The organism is Enterococcus sp. AMC1086 (assembly GCF_058216575.1).
This window is the reverse complement of sequence record NZ_CM177100.1, coordinates 727,547-750,993: the sequence shown is the minus strand read 5'-3', so window position 1 is coordinate 750,993 and position 23,447 is coordinate 727,547. Positions and strand designations below refer to the sequence as shown.

21 protein-coding genes are annotated in these 23,447 nt (G+C 35.4%); 6 read left to right on the top strand and 15 right to left on the bottom strand.

Translation table 11 applies throughout. The features are described from left to right. Nucleotides 1–13: 13 nt before the first annotated feature. Together dapF and AC4BC4_RS03550 are read right to left on the bottom strand one after the other, a co-directional pair. A complete protein-coding gene (gene dapF / locus AC4BC4_RS03555; protein WP_490476801.1) occupies nucleotides 14–988 on the bottom strand; it encodes a diaminopimelate epimerase in 975 nt (324 codons plus the stop codon). Nucleotides 989–1,114: 126 nt separating this feature from the next. Further along, nucleotides 1,115–1,723 (bottom strand): superoxide dismutase, encoded by a 609-nt coding sequence (locus AC4BC4_RS03550; protein WP_438757168.1) that lies wholly within the window; start codon nucleotides 1,721–1,723, stop codon nucleotides 1,115–1,117. A 167-nt stretch (nucleotides 1,724–1,890) separates the two neighbouring features. Here AC4BC4_RS03550 and AC4BC4_RS03545 point away from each other — a divergent pair, with 167 nt between their 5' ends. The 3 genes from AC4BC4_RS03545 (at nucleotide 1,891) to AC4BC4_RS03535 (ending at nucleotide 4,999) form a co-directional block, all read left to right on the top strand. After that, nucleotides 1,891–2,703 carry a DUF1189 domain-containing protein gene (locus AC4BC4_RS03545; protein ID WP_490476800.1) on the top strand — a complete coding sequence of 271 codons (813 nt, stop codon included), beginning with the start codon at nucleotides 1,891–1,893 and terminating at the stop codon, nucleotides 2,701–2,703. Between the two features lie 142 nt (nucleotides 2,704–2,845). Further along, nucleotides 2,846–3,937 (top strand): flavodoxin-dependent (E)-4-hydroxy-3-methylbut-2-enyl-diphosphate synthase, encoded by a 1,092-nt coding sequence (gene ispG, locus AC4BC4_RS03540; RefSeq protein WP_438757170.1) that lies wholly within the window; start codon nucleotides 2,846–2,848, stop codon nucleotides 3,935–3,937. A gap of 99 nt (nucleotides 3,938–4,036) precedes the next feature. After that, the gene (locus AC4BC4_RS03535) at nucleotides 4,037–4,999 is read left to right on the top strand and encodes a phosphoglycerate dehydrogenase (protein ID WP_490476799.1); all 963 of its coding nucleotides are present in this window, start codon (nucleotides 4,037–4,039) and stop codon (nucleotides 4,997–4,999) included. A gap of 51 nt (nucleotides 5,000–5,050) precedes the next feature. On the opposite strand, the gene AC4BC4_RS03530 is transcribed toward AC4BC4_RS03535, so the two are convergent. Continuing rightward, nucleotides 5,051–5,989 (bottom strand): glycosyltransferase family 2 protein, encoded by a 939-nt coding sequence (locus tag AC4BC4_RS03530; RefSeq protein ID WP_438757172.1) that lies wholly within the window; start codon nucleotides 5,987–5,989, stop codon nucleotides 5,051–5,053. Nucleotides 5,990–6,398: 409 nt separating this feature from the next. Here AC4BC4_RS03530 and AC4BC4_RS03525 point away from each other — a divergent pair, with 409 nt between their 5' ends. Beyond that, nucleotides 6,399–7,886, top strand: coding sequence for a helix-turn-helix domain-containing protein (locus tag AC4BC4_RS03525; RefSeq protein ID WP_490476798.1), 1,488 nt, complete (start codon nucleotides 6,399–6,401; stop codon nucleotides 7,884–7,886). Between the two features lie 115 nt (nucleotides 7,887–8,001). Here AC4BC4_RS03525 and AC4BC4_RS03520 read toward each other — a convergent pair whose 3' ends face one another. The 10 genes from AC4BC4_RS03520 to AC4BC4_RS03475 all read right to left on the bottom strand — a co-directional run bounded on the left by AC4BC4_RS03520 (nucleotide 8,002) and on the right by AC4BC4_RS03475 (nucleotide 17,924). Next, a complete protein-coding gene (locus tag AC4BC4_RS03520) occupies nucleotides 8,002–8,313 on the bottom strand; it encodes a HesB/YadR/YfhF family protein (protein ID WP_438757174.1) in 312 nt (103 codons plus the stop codon). Between the two features lie 324 nt (nucleotides 8,314–8,637). Further along, nucleotides 8,638–9,303, bottom strand: coding sequence for a potassium channel family protein (locus tag AC4BC4_RS03515; protein WP_490476797.1), 666 nt, complete (start codon nucleotides 9,301–9,303; stop codon nucleotides 8,638–8,640). A 275-nt stretch (nucleotides 9,304–9,578) separates the two neighbouring features. Continuing rightward, complete coding sequence (locus AC4BC4_RS03510) at nucleotides 9,579–10,211, bottom strand: response regulator (RefSeq protein WP_438757176.1); 633 nt, start codon at nucleotides 10,209–10,211, stop codon at nucleotides 9,579–9,581. Continuing rightward, nucleotides 10,186–11,289, bottom strand: coding sequence for a sensor histidine kinase (locus AC4BC4_RS03505; protein ID WP_490476796.1), 1,104 nt, complete (start codon nucleotides 11,287–11,289; stop codon nucleotides 10,186–10,188). Before AC4BC4_RS03505 ends, AC4BC4_RS03510 begins: the two co-directional genes overlap by 26 nt. Continuing rightward, nucleotides 11,286–12,017, bottom strand: coding sequence for a cell wall-active antibiotics response protein LiaF (liaF, locus tag AC4BC4_RS03500; protein ID WP_438757178.1), 732 nt, complete (start codon nucleotides 12,015–12,017; stop codon nucleotides 11,286–11,288). The genes AC4BC4_RS03505 and liaF overlap by 4 nt, the downstream gene beginning before the upstream one ends. Nucleotides 12,018–12,216: 199 nt before the next feature. Next, nucleotides 12,217–12,690 carry a transcription elongation factor GreA gene (greA, locus tag AC4BC4_RS03495; RefSeq protein ID WP_069645635.1) on the bottom strand — a complete coding sequence of 158 codons (474 nt, stop codon included), beginning with the start codon at nucleotides 12,688–12,690 and terminating at the stop codon, nucleotides 12,217–12,219. Between the two features lie 258 nt (nucleotides 12,691–12,948). Further along, nucleotides 12,949–14,169 carry an endolytic transglycosylase MltG gene (mltG, locus tag AC4BC4_RS03490; protein WP_438758828.1) on the bottom strand — a complete coding sequence of 407 codons (1,221 nt, stop codon included), beginning with the start codon at nucleotides 14,167–14,169 and terminating at the stop codon, nucleotides 12,949–12,951. A gap of 577 nt (nucleotides 14,170–14,746) precedes the next feature. Next, nucleotides 14,747–16,084 (bottom strand): H2O-forming NADH oxidase, encoded by a 1,338-nt coding sequence (nox, locus tag AC4BC4_RS03485; protein ID WP_490476795.1) that lies wholly within the window; start codon nucleotides 16,082–16,084, stop codon nucleotides 14,747–14,749. A gap of 266 nt (nucleotides 16,085–16,350) precedes the next feature. Further along, nucleotides 16,351–17,007, bottom strand: coding sequence for an HAD family hydrolase (locus AC4BC4_RS03480; RefSeq protein ID WP_490476794.1), 657 nt, complete (start codon nucleotides 17,005–17,007; stop codon nucleotides 16,351–16,353). A 47-nt stretch (nucleotides 17,008–17,054) separates the two neighbouring features. After that, nucleotides 17,055–17,924, bottom strand: a complete 870-nt coding sequence (locus AC4BC4_RS03475; protein WP_438757181.1) for an SPFH domain-containing protein — start codon at nucleotides 17,922–17,924, stop codon at nucleotides 17,055–17,057. Nucleotides 17,925–18,091: 167 nt separating this feature from the next. Here AC4BC4_RS03475 and AC4BC4_RS03470 point away from each other — a divergent pair, with 167 nt between their 5' ends. Further along, the gene (locus AC4BC4_RS03470) at nucleotides 18,092–19,063 is read left to right on the top strand and encodes a ring-cleaving dioxygenase (RefSeq protein ID WP_490476793.1); all 972 of its coding nucleotides are present in this window, start codon (nucleotides 18,092–18,094) and stop codon (nucleotides 19,061–19,063) included. A gap of 23 nt (nucleotides 19,064–19,086) precedes the next feature. Beyond that, nucleotides 19,087–19,707, top strand: a complete 621-nt coding sequence (locus AC4BC4_RS03465; protein ID WP_490476792.1) for a flavin reductase family protein — start codon at nucleotides 19,087–19,089, stop codon at nucleotides 19,705–19,707. 62 nt (nucleotides 19,708–19,769) lie between these two features. Here the strand turns inward: AC4BC4_RS03465 and efrB are convergent, their stop codons facing one another. Further along, nucleotides 19,770–21,536: a multidrug efflux ABC transporter subunit EfrB gene (gene efrB / locus AC4BC4_RS03460; RefSeq protein ID WP_490476791.1), complete on the bottom strand. Its 1,767-nt coding sequence runs from the start codon at nucleotides 21,534–21,536 to the stop codon at nucleotides 19,770–19,772. Next, nucleotides 21,533–23,263: an ABC transporter ATP-binding protein gene (locus AC4BC4_RS03455; RefSeq protein WP_438757185.1), complete on the bottom strand. Its 1,731-nt coding sequence runs from the start codon at nucleotides 23,261–23,263 to the stop codon at nucleotides 21,533–21,535. Before AC4BC4_RS03455 ends, efrB begins: the two co-directional genes overlap by 4 nt. Nucleotides 23,264–23,447 lie beyond the last annotated feature (184 nt).

The window sequence follows — 23,447 nt, the reverse complement described above, 5'->3', positions numbered from 1 at the left end:
ATCTACTGACTTTTTATTTTATAGCTTCTAAAAATGCTGTGTAATTTGCTTGCTCTGATGTTTCTTTGATCATTAATTTTTCAAAGTGACCTTCTGTAAAATCAGATAAAGCTCCAGAAATCAAATGTGTAACCGTTGCGTTTCCAATCAGTTCCATCCAGTAACCATCTGAATCATCTTCATGTACTATGGTTTTTACCATACCACCAGCATTTTTAACTGTGATCGTTTCATTAAATTCACCATTGTTTAATAGTACATACATTAAACTGCTGGCACACATCGCAGTGCCACACGCATTAGTAAAGCCTACACCGCGCTCAAAGGTTCGAACAAAGAGTTCATTTTCTCCTAATATTTCTACAAAACTTACATTGACACCATCGGGAAAAATAGGATTATTTCCGTTTACATAAGTCGCAATTTGTTCAAACTCTTTTCCCATAAGTGTTTGATGATCAACGAAGCTAATCAAATGAGGATTAGGAACTGCTACAGCTGAAAATTTTAACTCACTTGATAATTCTGGGATCACTTCATTAATTATCGTGTTATTTTTAGTCTCCATCGGGATTGCAGCAGCCTCAAAACGAACTGGTGAAATCTCCACTTGGTAAGTCGCTACTTGTTCAGCAAATGGGGATGCTTGTCTTACTTTAAGATCTGCAAACATAGTTTCTACAGTGAATGATTTTTTGTCATATTTTTCTGCTAAGTATCTTGCAACTGTGCGTAAACCATTACCGCACATGCTTGCTTCGCTACCATCATTATTAATTACACGCATTTTAGCTAGTGATGTGCCCTTATCTACTTTTTCTACAAGTAACAGACCATCTGATCCATTAAGTAATCCCGTCTTTCTATTACTCAAATAAGTGCGTAAATCGTTGATTTCCTTCTCAGTAAAGGGACGTTCTAATTTTGTTTCATCTATTAAAAAGAAATCATTTTCTGATCCATGAACTTTTTGCATCGTTACATTCATTATAAAACCCCTCTACTCTTTTATATTTTAATATTCCTAACTATTAGTATGCCACAAACAAAAAGAGGAAAACAGTGTAATTTACTGTTTTCCTCAAAAAAGTTTCTAAATATTGTTTTTTTTATCTTATTTAGCTGCTGCGAAGCGTTTATTTACTTCATCCCAGTTTACAAGATTCCAAAAAGCATCAATATAATCTGGACGTACATTTTTGTAGTTTAGGTAATAAGCATGTTCCCAAACGTCTAATCCTAAAACAGGTGTCTTACCATCCATTAAAGGAGAATCTTGATTAGGTGTTGAAGTAATTTCTAATTTTCCTTTATTCAAAACTAACCATGCCCAGCCTGAACCAAAACGTCCAGTTGCAGCTGTTTTAAATTCTTCCTTTAATTTATCAAAACTGCCAAATGCTGCATCAATGGCTTCTTTGATATCACCTGTCGGTGCGCCGCCTGCATTAGGAGCCATAATTTCCCAGAAGAATGAATGGTTTGCATGTCCGCCACCATTATTGCGTACAGCCGTACGAATATCTTCAGGAATACTATCCATATCAGCGATCAATTCTTCCACTGATTTAGTTCCAAGTTCAGGATGTTTCTCGATTGCTGCATTTAAATTCGTCACATAAGTGTTGTGGTGTTTGTCGTGGTGTAAATGCATTGTTTCTACATCAATATAAGGTTCTAATGCATCATAAGCATAAGGTAAATCTGGTAAAGTGTAAGTCATAAAAAATCCCTCCATTAATTAAGTATAACGTTTCATACATTTATAGCATAACAGATTTTATGACAACCTTCAAAGTAATTGCTTACAAAATTTAGACTAAACTTGTTTTTCCCTTGTATCTCCTTTAGAATGACGTGTATACTCAATTTCAAGTCAGGAGAGAATTTATGAACTCATTTACACTTTTTAAACACTCTTTATTTCAAGTAACTGATCTCCATCAGGCTAAAAAAATGCCATTTTGGAAAGTCATTCTATATGTTGTTTTTCTAAGCACCATCCTTGCCCTTCCAATAACAAAACAAATCTTTTCTATAATGCAAGATATTAGAAGCGACGGGCAAGAAATTGCCGCAAAATTACCAGATTTTAACATTACCGATGGAAAATTAGAAACAGGAGATGGCGCTAAAGGATTTATTTATCAAACAAACTCGATCATCTTCACGTTTGATCCTGATGGAAAACGTTCCCTTAGCGACATAGCTGCTGATTCAGTCGGTACTGCTGTTGGTTTGGGCTTTTTAAAGGATGAATTTGTGGTTGCGTTACCAAGTTCAAGCGCTGCAAACACCTTATTAGGTACCAATCATTTTGAAATTCCTTATTCTAAAGGCACTTTAGATGGTTTGAATAGCAACAACTTAAAAAAAGCTTTAGATGAGGCCAGTATTCCTTTTTGGATTAAATTAGTTGTGTTTATTTTTACTCTATATCCAACCTTTATCAACTTGATCATCAATTTACTTATGATCGCAATCGGTGCAACTCTTTATAGTAAGATTCGTTTGTACAAACTACGTTTTTTAGATTGTCTAAAAATCTCGACCTATTGCGCAACTCTTCCTGTGATCGTCAGTAGTATTCTCCATTTTACTACTCGATCTTTCGATGATAGTTTTTTAATTGTTTTTATTTCATTGTTGCTCTTTTTTTGGGCTACGCGTACTGAAATACGACAAGAACCACCTTTGATTTAAGTTTAAACCTAAAGCACTTGTTTGAGTCTTAAACTTTTCTTACATTCTCTGAGGTATGATTATGTGATAAAATAGAATATGAATTATACTTGTTGAGATACAGTCAACAAAATAATAGTACCGCAATAAGGAGAGAGCTATCATGGGAGAATTGACCCATCGTAAAAATACACGTCAAGTAGCAGTTGGGGATTTAACAATCGGCGGAAGTGATGAATTATTTATTCAAAGTATGTGTACAACAAAAACGCATGATGTTGAAAGTACTGTTGCGCAGATCAAACGCTTGGAAGATGCTGGTTGCCAAATTATTCGTGTAGCTGTTCCAGACGAAGCGGCTGCTGAAGCAATAGGTGCTATCAAAAGTCAAATTTCAATTCCTTTGGTTGCGGATATTCATTTTGACTATCGTTTGGCTTTAAAAGCGATTGAACAAGGTGTCGATAAAATAAGAATCAATCCTGGTAATATAGGACGCAAAGACCGTGTCGAAAAAGTTGTTACCGCGTGTAAAGCGAAAGGGATTCCGATTAGAATCGGTGTTAATGCAGGTTCTTTAGAAAAAAAATTCTTGCAACAATATGGTTATCCTACAGCAGAGGCTATGGTTGCCAGTGCTATGGAACATATTAATATACTCGAAGATTTAGAATTTTACGATATTATTGTTTCATTAAAAGCCAGCGATGTTACTTTGGCCATTGAAGCCTATAATTTAGCTGCTCAAACGTTTGATTACCCATTACATCTTGGGATTACTGAAGCTGGGACAAAATTTTCCGGCGGTATGAAATCTGCTGCAGGACTTGGTGCATTATTGTCTCTGGGTATCGGAAATACTTGTCGTGTCTCCTTATCTGCCGATCCTGTAGAAGAAATCAAAGTCGCTAAAGAAGTCTTGAAAGCTTTTGGTTTATCAAGTAATGCTGCCACATTGATTTCTTGTCCTACTTGTGGACGGATCGAAATTGATTTGATCCCGATCGCAAATGAAATTGAAGAGTATATCGAGAAGATCAAAGCCCCAATCAAAGTTGCTGTTTTAGGGTGTGCAGTTAATGGACCTGGTGAAGCACGGGAAGCTGATATTGGCATTGCAGGTGGAAATGGCAAAGGAATGCTTTTCAAAAAAGGGAAGATTATTCGTACAGTTCCAGAAGAAATCATGGTTGACGAGTTAAAAAAAGAAGTCGATAGCCTTGCTGCGGCCTATTTACGTGGTGAAAAATTATAATTTATAGGACACTCAAAAAAGATTGAAATGCGCAATAGTTCAATCTTTTTTCGTTTGAGATACTTTTTTGTTACAATGAACTAGCAAGGAGGAATCAGCATGGGACAACCACTAATTTATCTTTACGAACAAATGAAAGAAGAACAAGTTGAAACGATCAGGCAAAGTGCTCCTGATTATATGGTTATTGATGCTACAAGAGAATCATCACAAGTAATTGAGGATGATATCGTGATTATGTTAGGTTGGGACAAAAAATTAGGACAGCGCTTATTGAACTCTGAAACAAGCCGCTTAAAATGGGTTCAATCTATTTCTGCTGGTGTTGACACATACGATTTAGACTGCTTTGCTGAAAAAGGAATCTTACTTTCTAACGCTAGCGGTATCCACAGTATTTCAATTTCTGAACACGTTTTGGGTGTTTTACTGGCTGAATTTAGAGGTATTCGCACCAGTATCACTCATCAAGAAAACAAAGAATGGACCCGAGAGGATATTTCCTATAAGCAACTGTCTACACAAAAAATGTTGGTCGTCGGAACTGGACAGATTGGACAACAACTTGCTACCTTTTCGAAAGGTTTAGGTATCCAAACATATGGAGTAAACACTTCTGGTCATGTAACGAATGGCTTTATCGAATGCTATTCTCACAAAAATATGAGTCGCATCGTAAAGGAAATGGATATTGTCGTGAATATCCTTCCTCTAACTGGAGATACTTATCAACTGTATGATGAGCGAATGTTTTTTTCCATGAAGCCTGGAACTGTCTTTGTGAATGTCGGTCGCGGTCCTTCCGTTCAAACAGAAGATTTAATTCATGCGTTAAACGAAGGTCAATTAAGTTTTGCTGCTTTAGATGTGTTTGAAGAGGAGCCTTTACCTAAAGACAGTCCTTTATGGGAAATGGAGAATGTTTTAATCACTCCTCATATTTCTGGTTTGACACCTGGGTTCAAAGCAAAACTATTGGCGATTTTCTTGCAAAACCTTAAACAATTTATGCAAGACAATACGTTATCAAAAAATGAAATAGCCTTGCACCAAGGGTATTAAACTAAAAAAATACTGACTCAAATCATTTAAAAAAGATTCGAGTCAGTATTTTTAATGTTGTTGATCTTTTTCTGTTTCCTTCACGAGGTAAATCGGACGTTTTTTCGTTTCCAAGAAAATCTTTCCGATATATTTGCCAATGATCCCTAGACAAAGCAATTGCATTCCACCGACAAATAAAATAATACAAACCATTGAGGGCCATCCGCTAGTAGGATCTCCTTTAAAGATTGTTCTAAAGAAAATAACAAACATTGCTATGACAGATCCAACACATGAAAAAGCGCCAACATAAGAAGCTAAATTCAGTGGTACTTCAGAAAAATTAACAATTCCATCAATCGAATAACTTAATAAATTCCAAAATGACCATGAAGTAGAGCCTGCTACACGTTCACGATTTTCATAAGAAAGATACTCCGTATTAAAGCCAACCCAACTAAAAATTCCTTTCGAAAAGCGATTATATTCCGTTAATTCTAAAATAGCGTCCACCATTTGACGTGTCATCATACGAAAATCTCTGGCACCATCAACCATCTCAGTTTCTCCGATTTTGTTGACCAATCGATAAAACATTCGAGCAAAGAAACTGCGAATAGGTGGCTCACCTTCACGGTCCCCTCGTCTTGTCCCCACACAATCCAATTCTTTATTTGTCTCTAAGATTTGAATCATTTTAGGTAGTAATTCAGGGGGGTCTTGTAAATCAACATCCATTACCGTAACTAAGTTACCTCTAGCTTCTTTAAGTCCTGCATAAAGTCCAGCTTCTTTTCCAAAGTTTCTAGAAAAAGAAAGATAACGAACTTTATCCGGATGCTCTTTATATAATTTTCTAAGAACATTTAGTGTTTGATCCTTTGAGCCGTCATTAATAAATATGTATTCTATATTATGTTGAATTTGTGAACTTACTTTCTCCACCTCTTCAAAAAACAATGGAATTGATTCCTCTTCGTTGTAACAAGGAACAATAATTGATAGCATAAAATTTCCTCCAAAAAAGTATTCTTTTCTGATTATAGCATAGATATACATAAGAACTGTAATAAAATTATGAATAGTCTTGTTTAGCATAGTCAGATGTTTATATAGGTAAATGTACGGGCCAAAAGAAAGCCCCCTCAATATAAATAACAAACATTTTTTATTAATTAAAAAATAAAACCATAGAAATACTATTAAATAAAGCATTTAAAAATATATTTCAAGCGTTTAAAAGTTTTTAAATAATTCTTACGTTTTTTATTTATGTTTAATTTCTAATTGAAATATAATAGGTAAATAGGTATTATAGATGAGGCAAATGATTTATATCTATATTATACTATTTTTCATAACATTTATAACTTTAATATTAGAAAAATCATAATTAAATACCTAAAGGAGACTAAATATGCTTGAAGACATTCTATTAGATGATGTTGCTCAACGTAAACTCAGCGTTTTTAATCAATTACTGATCACAGCTAATGGTACATATAGCGTTCATTATTTTGAACAATTCACAGATTTTTCTTATGCTCGCTTAAATTCGTTATTTTCTGAAATACACGAGGATCTTATGGAAAAACAGGGTCTTGCGTTATTAACAGATCAAGGAAAAGTACATATTGATTCATCCACGTTACGTGACATTCCATATTCTCAATACTTGTTTCGTAAAAGTTTGCCTTACAAATTTTTACTTGCAACGATATTAGAAAAAAATTATACAATAGAACATTTTTGTAGAGATCACTTTATTAGCCGGGCATCAATCATCCGAAGACTTCAACCGCTGATCAATTATTTAAAAGATTTCGATATTCAGTTAAATTGTTCAAAGCTCCAACTTACTGGAAAAGAAAACCTAATTCGCATCGTTTATTTAAACTTTTTTTGGATCGCATCATATGGAGAAGATCTTTTTTTAGCTTTAGATGAAACGAAAAGAGGCTTTGATTTATTTGATGCAGAAGATCACCAATGGATGACTTATACGGAGCCTAGAGAATGGTATTTACTTACAACAATCTCTCACTTACGTATTCAAAAAAAACATTTTATCATCGAACCACCTTTTAAACAATTAGCTTTTCCAAAAACAAGTATGTCTTTTATTAAAAAATTAGAAAAAGCAAATGTTCCTCAACATTTCATAGAAAGAGAATCTATTTTTCTGTCATTTATGATGTTTTACTGGAGTATTTATTTTTATGCAGATGATCCTAGAATTGTTTATGTAAAAGCGTATATGGAAAGTGACCAGCAACCGTTAGGAAATTTAATTGAACGTCTTGAAGCATTCTACCTGCCTTTATTTTCAGAAAAACAACTATCTGACGATGAAAAAACAGTTCTGAATACGAACCTCTTTACGACTTGCCTCAATCACTTTGTCATAAAAGATTCATTGCCGATTGCTATTAATTTTATGGAATCTTGCATGAAAGATCAAAACCCTTTATACGAACCTCTTTCGAAGAAAATTCGAGTATTCTTAAATGAAATTATTTTAAATACAGAATTTGCGTGGATAAAAAACTGTTTAGAAGATTTAGTTTATATTTATTCGTTTTTATTACTTCCTTTTTATGAACGAAGTAATCCAAAATATCAATTGAATGTAGGTATAATTTTATCGCCAAATGCTATTTTTCTACAATCTCTATTTGATTTTTTAGAACAAATTTCATTCATCAGCGTCTCATTTGTTTCTTCAACCTCTGAGGACAACTATGATTTTTACATAGCGGCATCAAAACTTTTATTACCAGATAAAATCAGACAGACTACTAATTTCCAAATAATTCCATTATCTCCATCATTGGATTATCAAGTGGGACTTATAGATACTTTACATAAAAGATATAAACTAAAATCTGCTTTTTTAACTGTTTGATTCATTTGTTTTTTTCAGTGTCGTTGTCTCTTCATGCTTGAGGAGAGGATACAAAATCAGCAATCGTTTTGTGCCTCTCCTTATAATATCCTATGCACTTGAAACAGTATTCCAACTATTGTTTCAAGTCTTCTTTGTTTTCAGCGAAGTTATATTTTGGTTCGTCTTTTTCATCATCATAATCCACTAATAAGTCATAACCTTTAAAAAACCAATCATCTGTTTCTTCAATAAAATAAGTAACCCCATCAATCGTTTCTTTGACTAAAGGCTGATCCGGTGCTTCTACAGACATCGCAATAGAAAAACCTTCATGAACATCTGTCTTACCATAAATTTTCCCATAAAAGCGAATACCACTATCCGAAGTAACACCCACTTCATCTTTAAACCATTGTTGCGCATGTGGCGTAATCGTTAATTTCATATTGAATTCCTCCTGATTTAAAAGCTGAAAAAGTTCATTTAGCCTCGATAGGAAAAAAATAAAAATATCGGACTTGTAATTTAGAACGTGTATTTTTTATTTATCCAAAGGCTGACTCTTGAAGCTAAATAATATAAAAGCATAACTGGTTGGCCCAGTTCTGATTGAAAAATAGTGGTACGTTCTCTGGACACAGTCCAGTTTTATCTTTTTATGAGGTATTATCCCTCATAACACAACGAACTTCACCAAGTTAAGAACACCCTATATTATAATTTCCATTTTAGCATAGAGTCTGATTTTCAGAGAATAAACTGCCTGAGTTTACCCATTCATCTTTTCATCCAACAAATCGACATCATCTGTTTCTCCAACAACGAGTAAATTATCATTCTCTCTTACTATTTCTTCAGCAGCAGGTGATGCAATCACTTGTGACTTTGAGCGCCGTATGGCAACAACCGTCAACCCAAAACGCTGACGAAAGTTCAGATCACCTAACGTTTTGCCATAAAATTTTGGATTAGAGACACGAACTTCAGCTAATGATACTTCATTTGATAATTCTATATAGTCTAAAATATTTCTAGAAACTAATTTATGTGCTACCCTGATCCCCATATCACGTTCTGGATGAACAACTAGGTCAGCACCAATCTTGTCTAATACTCTGGCATGGTATTCATTTACAGCTTTTGCTAAAACGTTTGGCACCCCCATTTCTTTGACCATTAGAGTGACCAAAATACTTGCTTGAATATCTTCACCAATCGCAACGACAACATGGTCAAAATTACGGATTCCCAAAGAGCGTAGTGTTGCCTCATCTTGAGCGTTCGCTACAACCGCATGGGTTGCAATGTTCATATATTCATTCACTCGGTCCTCATTACTATCGATTGCTAAAACCTCTTGACCAGATTGGATCAACGTCTGACAGATACTGCCTCCAAATCTTCCAAGACCAATAATTGCAAAATTTTGCTTCATGTTTATTTCTCCTACCGTTAAATTTAAATTAAGTATAACAAACAGACCAACAATTGAACAGAAACAGAAGCCGTATTTTATTTCTTAAAAATATGAAAAAAGCGCGCAATGACTATCATCATCTCCAAATGAACATTGAAAAAAAATATTCTTCGAGTGATTTCAAAAAAACGCACAGTGCATAAAATGCATTGCACGTTTTTTAAGAAGTAACTAAAGGTTAAATGATTAGACTCACACTCTCCATTGACTTTCGATTACTACTGACCATACTTTTATTTTGCTAAACCGTGCTGAAACGCGTAGATCGCTGCTTGTGTTCGATCTTCAACATCTAATTTAGCTAAAATATTCGAGACATGTGTTTTGACCGTTTTCAGCGTAATAAATAGCTCATCAGCTATTTCTTGATTACTACGTCCTTTAGCTATCAACATCAAAATTTCATGTTCGCGATTGGTCAAATCTTCATGTAAAACAGGTTCTTGTTTTTTTGTCAAACGCTCGATCATCTTAGTCGTTACTTCTGGTTCTAAAACACGCTCTCCCCTAGAGATAGCACGGATAGCATCTGCAATCTCATGAGCCGTCGAAGTCTTCAACAGATATCCAGCAGCTCCAGCTTCAATCGCGGGATAAACCTTTTCATCATCGATAAAACTAGTGACAATAATGATTCGTGCTTGTGGCCAATCTTTTAAAATTGCCTTTGTCGATTCAATTCCATCCATCACATCCATGACTAGATCCATTAAAATTACATCAGGTCGTAATTCTAACGCTTTTTCATAACCGATCTGTCCATTTTCAGCTTCGCCAACGACTTCAATATCTTCTTGAATCGATAAATAAGAAGATACACCTAATCGTACCATCTCATGGTCATCCACTAACATTACTTTGATCACTTGTTTCTTCCTCCTTTATTACAGGCACCTTGATTTCAACGCTTGTCCCTTGTCCTTTAAAACTAATAATCTTCACGATACCGCCCATTCCAGCAGCACGTTCTCGTATATTTTTCAGTCCATAACTGCCAGCTTTATTATCATTTTCAGCCATATCAAAACCGACACCATCATCAACTAAACGCAACAAAACATTTTTGTCTACTTGATGAAGATATACTTCAAGTTCTTTTGCTTTGGCATGTCGAAGTGTATTGGATAAAAGTTCTTGAACGATTCTAAATAAATGATCTTCAATACTATTGTTCAGATGAACATCCTCAACGTCCCAAGTCAATTCTATCTTGATTTTAGTTTGTAACTCTTTTAATAATTGCTCGATCCCTTTACGTAAACTCTTTCCTTCTAAACTTACAGGACGCAAATGAAGCAATAAGGCGCGCATCTCAGATTGAGAGGCATTGATAATATCTGTGACTGTAACTAATTGTTTTCGGAATATTTCTGGTGTTTCACTGCGTTGTGCTTGCTCATTTAAAGCAGATAGCATCATCATTGCAGCAAACAATTGTTGACTCACAGAATCATGAAGTTCTCTCGCCAATCGATGGCGCTCTTCTTCCAAAATTTCTTCTTTTGTCTCTCCATCCATTAATAACGGACGACTATTTAATAATTGCAATTCCTTTGACATTTCTAATAATTTCGTTCTGATTTTTAAGATATCTTGATCGACTTCGCCAATATATTGATCATTGCTCGCATGTAAGACACTTTTACTAAGGACAGGATTTTCATAGCTTCCTCTTGCCAACAAACGAAGTTTTTCTTCAATTTTACCATATTGTGATTTTTGTACAATAGATACGAGTAAAAAGGTCGATAGACCCACCAATAGCGAAATCAAAAGCATATGGAAAATCAAAGGAATGTAAAATACTTTCCTTTGAAGTAACTCCAACATCCAATTTTTTTGCTTAATAGAATGAAAGTATGAAAATAATGTAAGTAAAACAACAATAAACGTGCTGCACGCAGCATACAAAGAAACCATCTGTCGAGAAATCTTACCCATCATACACGAATCACCTCAAGATCCCCGACTAATGTATTTGTGATGATTTTTAAGCGGCGATTATTTGTATCAAAATCATTGCTATAAACTTTTAATGATTCATTTTTCAGATGGTATTTCTCTTCTTCAAAGTTTACATTTCCATAGAAAGTTGAATGTTCAAGTGTTACGGCAACACCTAAGGGAACTAAAATTCTTGTGCGTCCAAAACCTTTTCGAATAATAATAATGCTGTCATCTTTAGGTAGTAACGTATTTCCTAAATCGACGATCGTATCCCCGGATAAAACATCTATATTGATGTCATCCCACTCATAAACATTATTGCCGATACGTTCATTGGCAAACCAGGGACGCTTGAAACGTCGACCACTTTTCGGTTCAATGTTCGTCGTTTCCACCATAATCATTTGTTTCTTTCTCCAAGGTGCCCGCTGCGTGATATCAACACCCGCGATTTCTACACCTTTTAAACCGATAAATAAAACGCCGAATACTAACATCAACCAAAATGCAGGGCTATTCATTACTCCGATCAAAATCAAAATAACGCCTAAAACTAATTGAAAATTATTAAAATTACTGCGTGAAACCTTTTTTAATGCATAAACAGCACTCAAGATACCTAGTACTAAGACTACTGCTAGTCCTGGGTTATGTATAATTTGCCATAAGGCTAATATAAAAAGTAATGCTTCTACTACGATAAAAAAACGCCATGGGTTATTCATTATAATCCCCCTTTCAATAAGATTAGTATACCTTGATTCCCCTATTAATGTTAGTTGCTAAAGGCTCATTTTTCTATAGGACTTTAGCCCTAATTTTCCTGAAACGAATAGGGATCTGTTCATTAATTAATCAGGTTTAAAGGGCAAGTCAAAACTAATACTAGCTTTGGCCCGCCCTTTGTTCTTATTAATTGTTTTGTTAACCAACTTTTGTGATTCTTACTTGCATATCGCCACCAGGAGTTGCAATAGCAACTTGATCATTCAATTTTTTACCAATCAATGCTTGTGCAATTGGTGAATCATTTGAAATTTTACCAGAAAATGGATCCGCTTCTGCGCTACCTACAATAGTATATTCTTCTTCATCACCATCAGGTAATTCAATAAAGGAAACTGTTTTTCCAATTGAGACTTCATCAGTATCAACACCATTATTATCAATAATTTCCGCAAAACGAATCATATTTTCTAAAGTAGTGATCTTTCCTTCTACAAATGCTTGTTCATCTTTAGCAGACTCGTACTCAGAGTTCTCTGATAAGTCACCGAAGCTTCTTGCGATTTTTATACGTTCAACGATTTCTTTTCGTTTAACTGTTTTTAGTTCTTCAAGTTCTTGTTCTAATTTTTCTTTGCCTTCAAGGGTCATAGGGAATACTTTTTCTACCATGTTAATTTCTCCTTCTTAACTTACTACAATATTTTTATTTTATTTTTGTTGAAAAATTCCGCTTTCAATCCAGAAAAGAGTACCACGCTTTAAGCAAATTGTAAATAATATTCACTTAATTTTTATAAATCTTCTAGAAATTCTAATAGACATCTCCTTTAGCCTTTCTCTTATGCCTGAACTCGAAAATTCTGAGTAAAGCGAAACGAGCCGCCTAAGGAATAGGTTGGCTCGTAATATATTACGCAAAGAAAAAAGTTATTCACTTTTTTCAGTCTCTGTTTTATTTACATATTGTTCTATAAATTCTTGATGTTGCTCATATGTCTCAGCAAAATAAACGTTTCCTGTTGAAATATCCGCAACAAAATAAAGATAATCGTTTGGTATTGGATTTAAAACGGCATTGATTGCTTGCTCACTAGGACTATCTAAAGGACCTGGTCCATAACCAGTATTTTTATAAAGATTATATGGCGAATCTACTTCTAAATCTTTGTACGTAACTAACTCTTTATGTTCACCTAACGCATATAAAATTGAAATATCTGATTGTAATGGCATATTCGCGGCAATCCGATTAAAGAAAACTTGAGCAATTTTCTTACGGTCTTCTTCTTTTACGCCTTCTTTTTCTACCAATGAAGCAAGTGTCAACACTTGTTGGATCGTCATACCTTTAGCATGGACCATTGGGATAAACGGTTCGATCACGCTATTAGATTTCGCTATCATTTGCTCGACAAAATCTTCTAATTTTGCATCTTTGTAGTAGTCATATGTCGCTGGGAATAGATAACCTTCAAAGTGATAACGAACATCTTTTGCTTCAGCGGCACTTTCTAATAATTCTGGATATTTTTCTTTCATCGTATCAAAGTAGGATTGATTTTTCATCAATTCAATAAATTGATCTTTTTTGAAATCAGTATTTTCTTCGATTGCATCTCCGATTTTATCAATATCAAATCCTTCTGGGATCGTTACTTTTCCATCGGCAAGTTGTGTTGGCTCCGCTGTTCCACCTTCTCTTAAAAGCGCACCGATCTCATCTAGTGACATATCTGGCGCCATTTGATAATAGCCTGCCTGAAAATCAGTCAAATTCTTGAACTTTGCGTAATAATTAAAGACCATCCCGCTTTTGATAATTTTATTTTCTTCTAAAATATTTGCAATTCTCTTATTTGATGAATCTTCTGGAATGTGCACTTGAACCAACTTGTTATCTTTTTTGTCAAGCGGCTGTAGTCCTGCATTAACGTACTTATAAAAAGTAAAGCCAAAAATGGCAATCACTAATAACAAAACAGATGCTACGATCAACACGATTCTACTAACAATACGCTCTTCTTTCTTTCTTGTACGCTTGTTAGAATTATCTTCAGAAATCTGAGTACTCTTAGATTCCAATTGTTCATCCGATAGCTCTGGTTGTTTTGCTTGATGCCCTCTACTGCGAGAGCCGACTGATTCCATTTCATCTTGTTTTATCGCGTCTTCTTGGTTATTTAGTTGAGATTGATGTGTTCTATTATATTCTGCTTCATTCTGCTGTGATACGTTCTGAGCATTGTGTTCAGAAGAAGCTGAATCATCATTTCCTATTTCTTCTCCTCGCAAAGAACGCAAGACCTGATCTTTGAATGAAGAATTGGAATGATCTTGATTATTTTGGTTATCTTCTGCCAAAACAAATCCTCCTTACTTTCTATGTATCTTCCTTAACTTTTACCATTATACATGAAAGCTTTTTAAATTTAAACTTTTTTAGAGAATCGTCACTAACTTGTAAGATTTGTTTTCTTGCTAAAATGAAAAAATAAGGGTGCGGACAAAAGTAAACTCCACTTTTGTTTCACACCTTAGATATAAATAAATGTTAGAAACAAAAGCAGCCACCTTCTGAAACAAGCTGAAATTCACAAAAATTCGAAGAACAATTTTCATGAATTCCTACTTATTTTTCGGGGTTAAATACTTCTATCTCAGCTTTTTTCAAATTGAATAGATAGTCATGTTTTCTTAAATGCCTTTTCTTCAATCTTTTTCCTAATTATTCTGCGCTCAGAGCCGCCATTGTAATATAGTTATAAGGTTGGTTAAAATGCGGTAGGAAGAAAATGTCTAATAATTTTAGTTTGTCGATCGTCACTTTTTCTTCGATTGCTAATGAGAACATGTGAATTCCCATAGAGATATCTTCATAAGATGCCATTTGCGCTCCAATAATGCGGCGGGAATCTTCTTCATAAACGATTCTAATTTTTACTTTGTTATTTTCCTTCATAAATCCTGGTTTTTGTAAGTCTTCAAATTCAGTATATTTTACCTTCAAACCTAATTTTTCTGATTCTTGAACAGTCAAACCTGTAGAAACCATGTGATAACCAAATATTGAAATTCCGTTTGAGCCTTGGACACCGATTGATTCTAACGCTGTTCCGCCAACGTTATGAGCCGCTACAATTCCTGAGCGAACAGCATTTGTTGCTAAAGCAATATAAGTTGTTTGTTGCACTGCATTTGAGAAAATCGTTGAACAATCCCCGACTGCATAGACATTGGGGTCACTCGTTTGTTGATGGAGATCTACAAGGTAGGCACCATTTGTAAATAATTCTAAATGGTCTTTACCCAAATCATTATTTGGTTTAAAACCAATTGCATTGATGACAAGGTCAACCGCATATTCTCCTTTTTCTGTTATGATTGCTTCAACTTTTTCGGTTCCTTTATATTCTTTAGCCAACTCATTGTAATGGAGCTCAATACCGTTATCGGTCAAAACTTTATCCATATCATCTGTAAACCATTTGTCATAATAATTCGGTAAACATCTTGCTTCTGCATCGAATAACAGAACATTTTTACCGCGGCGTTTAGCTGCCTCAGCGATTTCAACACCAATATAACCAGCTCCGATCACGGCAACTGTTCTTACTTCTTCATCAGCCATTGCAGCATCTACTATTTGACCATCTTGGAAAAGTTTTAAGAATTCAACATTTTTCAAGTCTCTACCTGGAATAGTTGGATTAATCGGTGCTGATCCTGTAGCTAGAATCAATTTGTCATAGTTTTCTGTGAATGATTCACCATTTTGTTTTTTACAATAAACAATTTTCTGATCAAAATCAATTCGTTCGACAGTTGTTTCCATAAAAATTTTAGCCCCTTTTGCTTCAAAGGCTTCTTTGTTCGTATAAAATAGATTTTCGTATGATTCGATCTGGCGACCCACCCATAGCGCTGTTCCACATCCTAAATAGCTAAGGTTTGTATTTCGGTCGATCATCACGACTTCTTGATCTGGATAAGTATCTAATAATGTGTTTGCTGCTGCAATCCCTGCATGGTTGGCACCTACAATAACAGTTTTTGTTTTGTTCATAATAATCTCCTTCTTGTGATGTATTGAACTTAATTATACCCGAAGAAAAGGCTTTCTTTTATCAATTTGTTGCTATTTCATTGAAATATTTGAGAATTTCACATTTTCATATTGAAGTACTCTGATGATCCTGACTTTCATAAAAAGTAATTCTAGATATAAATGTCAATTTAAAACACGATCATTTATAATTTTATCATTTGACTCACACTAATCAAACGATCGAAATAGTAAAAAAACGAGCCTCCCAAATCGAAGCTCGTTCTTTATTTGCTTTTAGTAATTATTTCTTTTAGCTCTTCAGTAGTCACAGCAATATAATCTGCACCAGCAGTTTCCAGTTCAACTCGATCACCAAATCCATATAAGACGCCTATACTAGCCAACTTATTTTCCTTTGCTCCTACTATATCATGGCTACGGTCACCAACCATTATTGTTTTTTCTAATTGAGTGAGTTGGGCTTCTTTCAATGCGTAATGAATAACATCTCCTTTTTTTGACCGTATACCATCCAAACTAGCACCATATATCCCAGTAAAATATTGGTCCAGATCAAAATGAGCTAGGATTTGTTTAGCATAAATTTCTGGTTTAGACGTTGCAACATAAAGAGTACAACCCTTTTGTTTTAAGTCAGTTAGTACTGTTGGAATTCCTTCATAGATATGATTTTCATACATTCCTTTAGCTTGGTAATAGTCACGATAATACCCGACTGCCTGATCAGCCGACGTATCATCTAATTGACATATATTTATAAATGAATCTTTTAAGGGAGGACCGATAAAGGACTCTAGCTCATGTTTATCTGGCTTTTTTACGTGCATTTTATTTAACACGTAGAGTACAGAATGGATGATTCCATCCCCCGAATCTGTAATTGTTCCATCTAAATCGAATACTATTGTTTTATACTGCATTTAAAGAGATAACCCTGCCTTTCTGTATGATCGAGTAGAATTTTAGTTTATCTTTCGTGAACATCTCCTGTATTGATCACAGGCTGAGTCCCTTTGTCCGTAATGATCGATACTAAAAGATTATTGATCAATTGAACTTTACGATCATCCGTAAAATTGATTTCCTGACCGTCCTCGATTTGTTCCAATGCCATTTGTGTCATAGATACTGCACCTTCGACAATAATTTGTCTTGCTGATAGAATCGCTTTGGCTTGTTGGCGTTGCAGCATCGCACTTGCAATTTCTGTTGCATAAGCTAAGTGATTCAAACGAGTTTCAATGACCTCCACTCCAGCAACAGCTAAGCGCTCTTGCAATTCTTTTGCCATTTCTTCTGATACCTCAGTTGTATTCCCACGTAGCGTTACATCGTCGTCATTAAATGTATCATAAGGATATTGCGTCGCAATATGGCGAATAGCTGTTTCGCTTTGGATCTCTATAAAATCTTGATAGCGGTCCACATCAAACAAGGCTTTGGCCGTATCGACAACTTTAAAAACAACAACTGCAGAAATTTCCACTGGGTTTCCATCTGAATCATTGACTTTTAATAGCGAACTATTGAAATTACGCACTTTTAATGAAACGTTGATTTTTTGTGTTAAAGGTGTTGTCACAAATAAGCCGTTATCTTTGATTGTACCTAAATATTGTCCAAAAAATAAAATGGCTTTGGCTTGATTTGGACTAACAATCGTTAGTGAACTCAAAAATAAAGCTGATATTCCCCATAAAACCAAGCCAATAGCAATCATAACAAAGCGCTCGTCAGTTAAACCACCATACATAAAATAACCGCCAATAATAATTAAAATAACTAGCACTACTAATGCGATATAGCCATTGATATGAAATGTTTTTTTCTCCTCCATAGCGTTCTCCTACTTTCTTTTTCCATTTACTATTCTTATAGTACTCCTCTTTATTCTTTGCATCAATAGTTAGGAGAAGACAAAAAAGTTGCTTAATGATTAGTTTAGATGTAAACTTACTTTTAGTAAGGAACGGATAATAATTATTAATTTGGAGGGTTTACATTATGGATACACAAATTAGAGGAATTCATCACGTTACAGCTATCACATCAAGTGCAGAGAAAATTTATCGCTTTTTTACTGATACACTAGGCTTGCGCCTAATCAAAAAAACGGTGAATCAAGATGACATCGAAACCTATCATCTATACTTCACTGATGATCTTGGTTCAGCCGGGACTGATATGACTTTTTTCGATTTCCCGGGTATTCCACAAGGTAGTAAAGGAACAAATACTATTTCCCGCACATCATTTCGCGTTAAAAACGATGCTTCTTTGACTTATTGGATTGATCGTTTTAATGAAAATCAAATCGATCATGGAGAAATTCAAGAACGTTTTGGTAAAAAATATATCGAATTTGAAGATTTCGATAAGCAACAATATCAATTGATTTCTGATGAAAAAAATCAAGGTGTAGCTAGTGGAACGCCTTGGAAAAAGACAGATGTTCCAGCTGAACATGCTTTAATAGGGTTAGGACCCGTTTTCGTGACTGTAGCAGATTTTGAACATATGCAACGAGTTTTAGTTGACGTACTGGGATTTAAGTTAGTAGATGCCGAGGGAAGTTTCCATCTATTTGAAGTAGGTGAAGGCGGAAATGGTGGCAGTATCATTGTTGAACATCGAGATGACCTTCCAGACGCACAAGAAGGCTTTGGAAATATTCATCACTTGGCTCTTCGTGTGGCAGATCAAGATGCTTTACGTTTTTGGATTAGTAAAATCAATCAACTTCAATTTCCTAACTCTGGTTTTGTTGAACGTTTTTATTTTGAATCTGAGTATTTCAGAGCGGCTCCTCATATTCTATTTGAATTAGCCACTGATGGTCCTGGCTTTTTAGAAGATGAGACCTATGAAGCAGCAGGAGAAAAATTATCCTTGCCCCCATTTTTAGAAGGTAAAAGAAAAGAAATCGAAGAATTTGTTCGTCCTTTTGATACGTCTGATGCAAATAAACCGCGTTAATAGCGAAGAAATGGAGAAGCCTTATGTTGCATTATCCAACTAAAGATTTATCATCAAAACAAGCCTATAAATTTCTATCGGGCAGCATCATCCCACGTCCAATCGCTTGGGTGACAACGCTAAGTAAAGAGTGCAAAACGGTGAATGCAGCACCGTTCAGTTTTTTTAACGCAGCAGCATCTGAAATCCCATTAGTAACCTTGTCGATTCTTAGGCGGGATGGTGAAATAAAAGATACTGCTAGAAATATTCTAGATACTCAGGAATTGGTGATCCACTTAGTCAATGACCAAGTTGTTCAATCAATGAATCAAACAGCGGCTTCTTTAGCCCATGACCAAAGTGAAATCATCCTCAATAAAATAGATACAACGTCTAGTAAATCAGTGAAGGTCCCTGGGATCACAGCTGCACCTATTCGTATGGAAGCTAGATTGCATCAATATGTTCCCGTCAAAAATCATGATGATCAGATCATTACAGATCTATTTATCGTTGAAATAACTGATTTTTATTTTGATGAAAATCTATTTGATCAAGAAAAAGAATATGTCTTATCAGAAGTATTTAAGCCCATTGCACGTTTAGCAGGGAATACGTACGCTCATATTGATGGACTGTTTGATTTAATTAGACCAGATTAGGAAAAAAGCTAGGACATAAAAAAAGGAAAGACAACCTCACTCGGTGTCTTTCCTTTTTATTATTAATCGTAGTCGCCATCTTCAGCAAATTGGCTGTTATATAGTTTTTCATAAAAACCGCCTTGCTTTAATAACTCATTATGTGTCCCTTTTTCAATGATTTCACCTTGGTTCATGACAAGGATCAGATCCGCTTCACGAATAGTTGACAAGCGGTGCGCGATCACAAAGCTTGTGCGTCCTTGCATGACCCGTTCCATTGCTTTTTGAATCAAGGCTTCTAAACGAGTATCGACTGAACTTGTCGCTTCATCTAGAATTAAAATTCTCGGATCAGAAATCACCGCTCTGGCTATCGTTAATAATTGTTTTTGACCTAGAGAAACGTTGTCCCCTTCAGAATTGATTTCCATCTCATAACCATCAGGCATCGTGCGGATGAAATGATCAACATTGGCTGTCTTGGCCGCGTCAACTACTTCATAATCGGTTGCATCTAATTTACCAAAACGGATATTGTCTGCAATCGTTCCTTCATATAACCAAGCATCTTGCAGAACCATCCCAAATACTGAACGGACATCACTACGATCCATTTTCTTTGTTTCGATACCATCGATCTTGATTGCTCCTTCATTCACATCGTAAAAACGCATCAATAGATTGATTAATGTCGTTTTACCTGCTCCAGTAGGCCCAACGATTGCAACTGTCTGGCCAGCTTCCACTTCAAAGTTCAAGTTTTTGATCAATGGTTTGGCAGGATCGTAACTAAAGCTGACATTATCAAACTGAACCGATCCATGAACTTTTGCTGGTAAAGGAATATCATGTTCGTTTAACTCTTCTTCTGGTTCATCTAAAATTTCAAATACACGCGTTGTTGCAGCTGAAGCACTTTGTATCGCCGCAGATAATTGCGTAATATTTCCCATTGGTTGGCTGACCTGCCAAATATACTGGATGAACGCTTGGAGTTGTCCCACAACGATTACGCCTGTAATAACGTAATAACTACCTAAAACAGCCATGCCGATATAGGCACTATAAGCTGTCATCTGTACAAGCGGGAGCATCAATCCAGAGATAAAGGCAGCTTTGAACCCAAAATTATTTAAGTTATGATTGACTTTTTTAAAGCCTTCCAATGTTTCTTTTTCTCGTCCATATAGTTTCAACACACTAAAGCCGGTCATATTTTCTTGAACATAACCATTTAACGTTCCAAGTGCATTTTGCATCCCTTGAAAGTATTTTTGAGAGATACCAACAATTGTTTTAGATATCAATAATGATAATGGGATCATCACAACAGAAATCAGCGCCATCAGCCAGTTAATATAAAACATCATCGCAACTGCCATTACGATCCCGAGGATAGCCGAAACAATATTAATAAAACTTTGCTGCATTGCATTACTAACCGCATCTACATCGTTTGTTACACGAGACAAGATATTTCCTTGTTGATTTTTATCAAAATAAGAAACAGGTAAACGATTGATTTTCTCATCAATATCGCGACGTAAATCACGCATAGCATGTTGTACGACTGTGGCCATCAAAAAACCAGATAGAAATTGTGCCGCGCAATACCCTAGACCCACAATCAATATCCAAATCAAACACTGAATGATATACGAATAATTCAGCCCGTCACCTGCTGCAACATTATTGCTGATCTCCGTAATAGGCAAACCTGAAACATAAGGCAATGCTGCATTAAATGCAACTGTCAAAATTGTGAAAATAATGACTAGAATAAATGTTCCTTTATACGGTTTGATGTATCTACCTAAACGTCTAATGGAAGAAAGTGCTTTTTTCATGCTAATTCCTCCTCTGACAGTTGAGATGCAGCAATATCATAGTAGATAGGGCAATTCTCAAGTAATTCACGATGGGTACCGATGCCAACGACATCTCCTTCGTTTAAGACAACAATCTTGTCTGCATTCATAATTGTTCCTACTCGTTGAGCGACTATCAAAACAGTTGACTCTGTTGTTTCTTTTTTCAAACGAGCTCTTAAATTCGCGTCCGTTTGGTAATCCAATGCTGAGAAGCTATCATCAAATATATATACTTCAGGACGTCGGATCACTGCTCTAGCAATTGCTAAACGTTGTTTTTGACCACCAGAGAAATTGGTTCCGCCTTCTGAAAGAAGTTCATCGTATCCGTCAGGTTTTTGCGAAATAAATTCTGTCGCTTGTGCAATATCAGCTGCTAATTCCATCTCTTCGATGGTTGCATCCTCTTTACCATAACGCATATTTTCCGCGATCGTCCCAGTAAATAGCAACGCTTTTTGCGGAATATAACCAATCTTGTTGCGTAACGTACTTAATTTATAATCACGTACATCTATGCCATCAAGTAAAACTTCTCCTTCTGAAACATCGTAAAAGCGCGGGATCAATTGGATCAACGTCGATTTTCCACTCCCAGTACTACCGATGAATGCAACAGTTTCACCCGGTGAAGCGGTAAAACTAACATTACGAATTACTGGACTTTCTGAATGTCCAGGGTACGCAAAGGTGACATTTTTAAATTCTAGATAGCCTTTTGTCTTAGTCTCTGTGATTCCCGCTTCATTTTCACGAATTACAGGCTCCATATCAAAAGCTTCTTGAATTCGACGAGCTGAAACGGCCGCACGAGGATACATCATGAAGACACTTGCAAATAACATAAATGAGAATAATGCATGGAAAATATATTCGATAAACGCGATCAAATCTCCGACTAATAAGCTGCCTTGTTCGATCTGTAAGGCACCATTCCAAATAATCAACACCATCACGATATTGAATAAAAAGAAAAAGCCTGGCTGCGCTGCTGCCATCAAACGAAAAAGGCTCTTAGAGCTTTTCGTATAGTCTTCATTTACTTTGCTAAAACGGCTTTCTTCAAATTTTTCATTCACAAAAGCACGAATCACTCGCAAACCAGAAAGATTTTCTCTTAAAATCCCGTTGATTCCATCTAAGTTTTTTTGTTGCTTATTAGATAAAGGTTCAGATATTTTAGCAATCAATATCACAGCTGCCAAAAGAAATGGCAATGCGCCTAAAACGAACCAACCTAATGACGGACTTGTCCGCATGACCATATATAAACTGACAAAAAACATCATCGGCGTCATGAAACCTATCCGTAAAATATTTCCCATAAACAACATAATTTGATAAGCATCATTCGTTGTTCTTGTAATCAGTGAAGAGACACCTATTGTTTCATATTCACGATGGGAAAAAGTCTGTACTTTTTCAAATAAATCATCACGAATATCACGTACAATATTTGTTGTCATTCGGGAACCAAAATATCCTAACATGATATTCATTACCACACCGACGACCGTGATCCCGATCATCAATAGACCTTGCTGTTTTACATAATCATAATCATTATTTTTGATCCCAACGTCAATCATTCGTGCTAAAATCGTTGGTAAACCTAGTTCTATCAATATAAATCCAAATACACAGATGAAATCTAAAAATAATAATTTCTTGTATCTCATCGTGTAACGCCACATTAATTTCAACCAATCATCTCCTATTCCAATTTTTGACTCAGTACTCCCACTATAGCATAAAACTAATAGCTAGGTAAATTATATTTAAAGGAAAATATCACACTTTTATCATGAATAATAAACGGGGCCTTTTTTACTATGGTATAATAGTGATTACTTTAATTTTCGTACTAAAATTCAGCTGGAAAGTGAT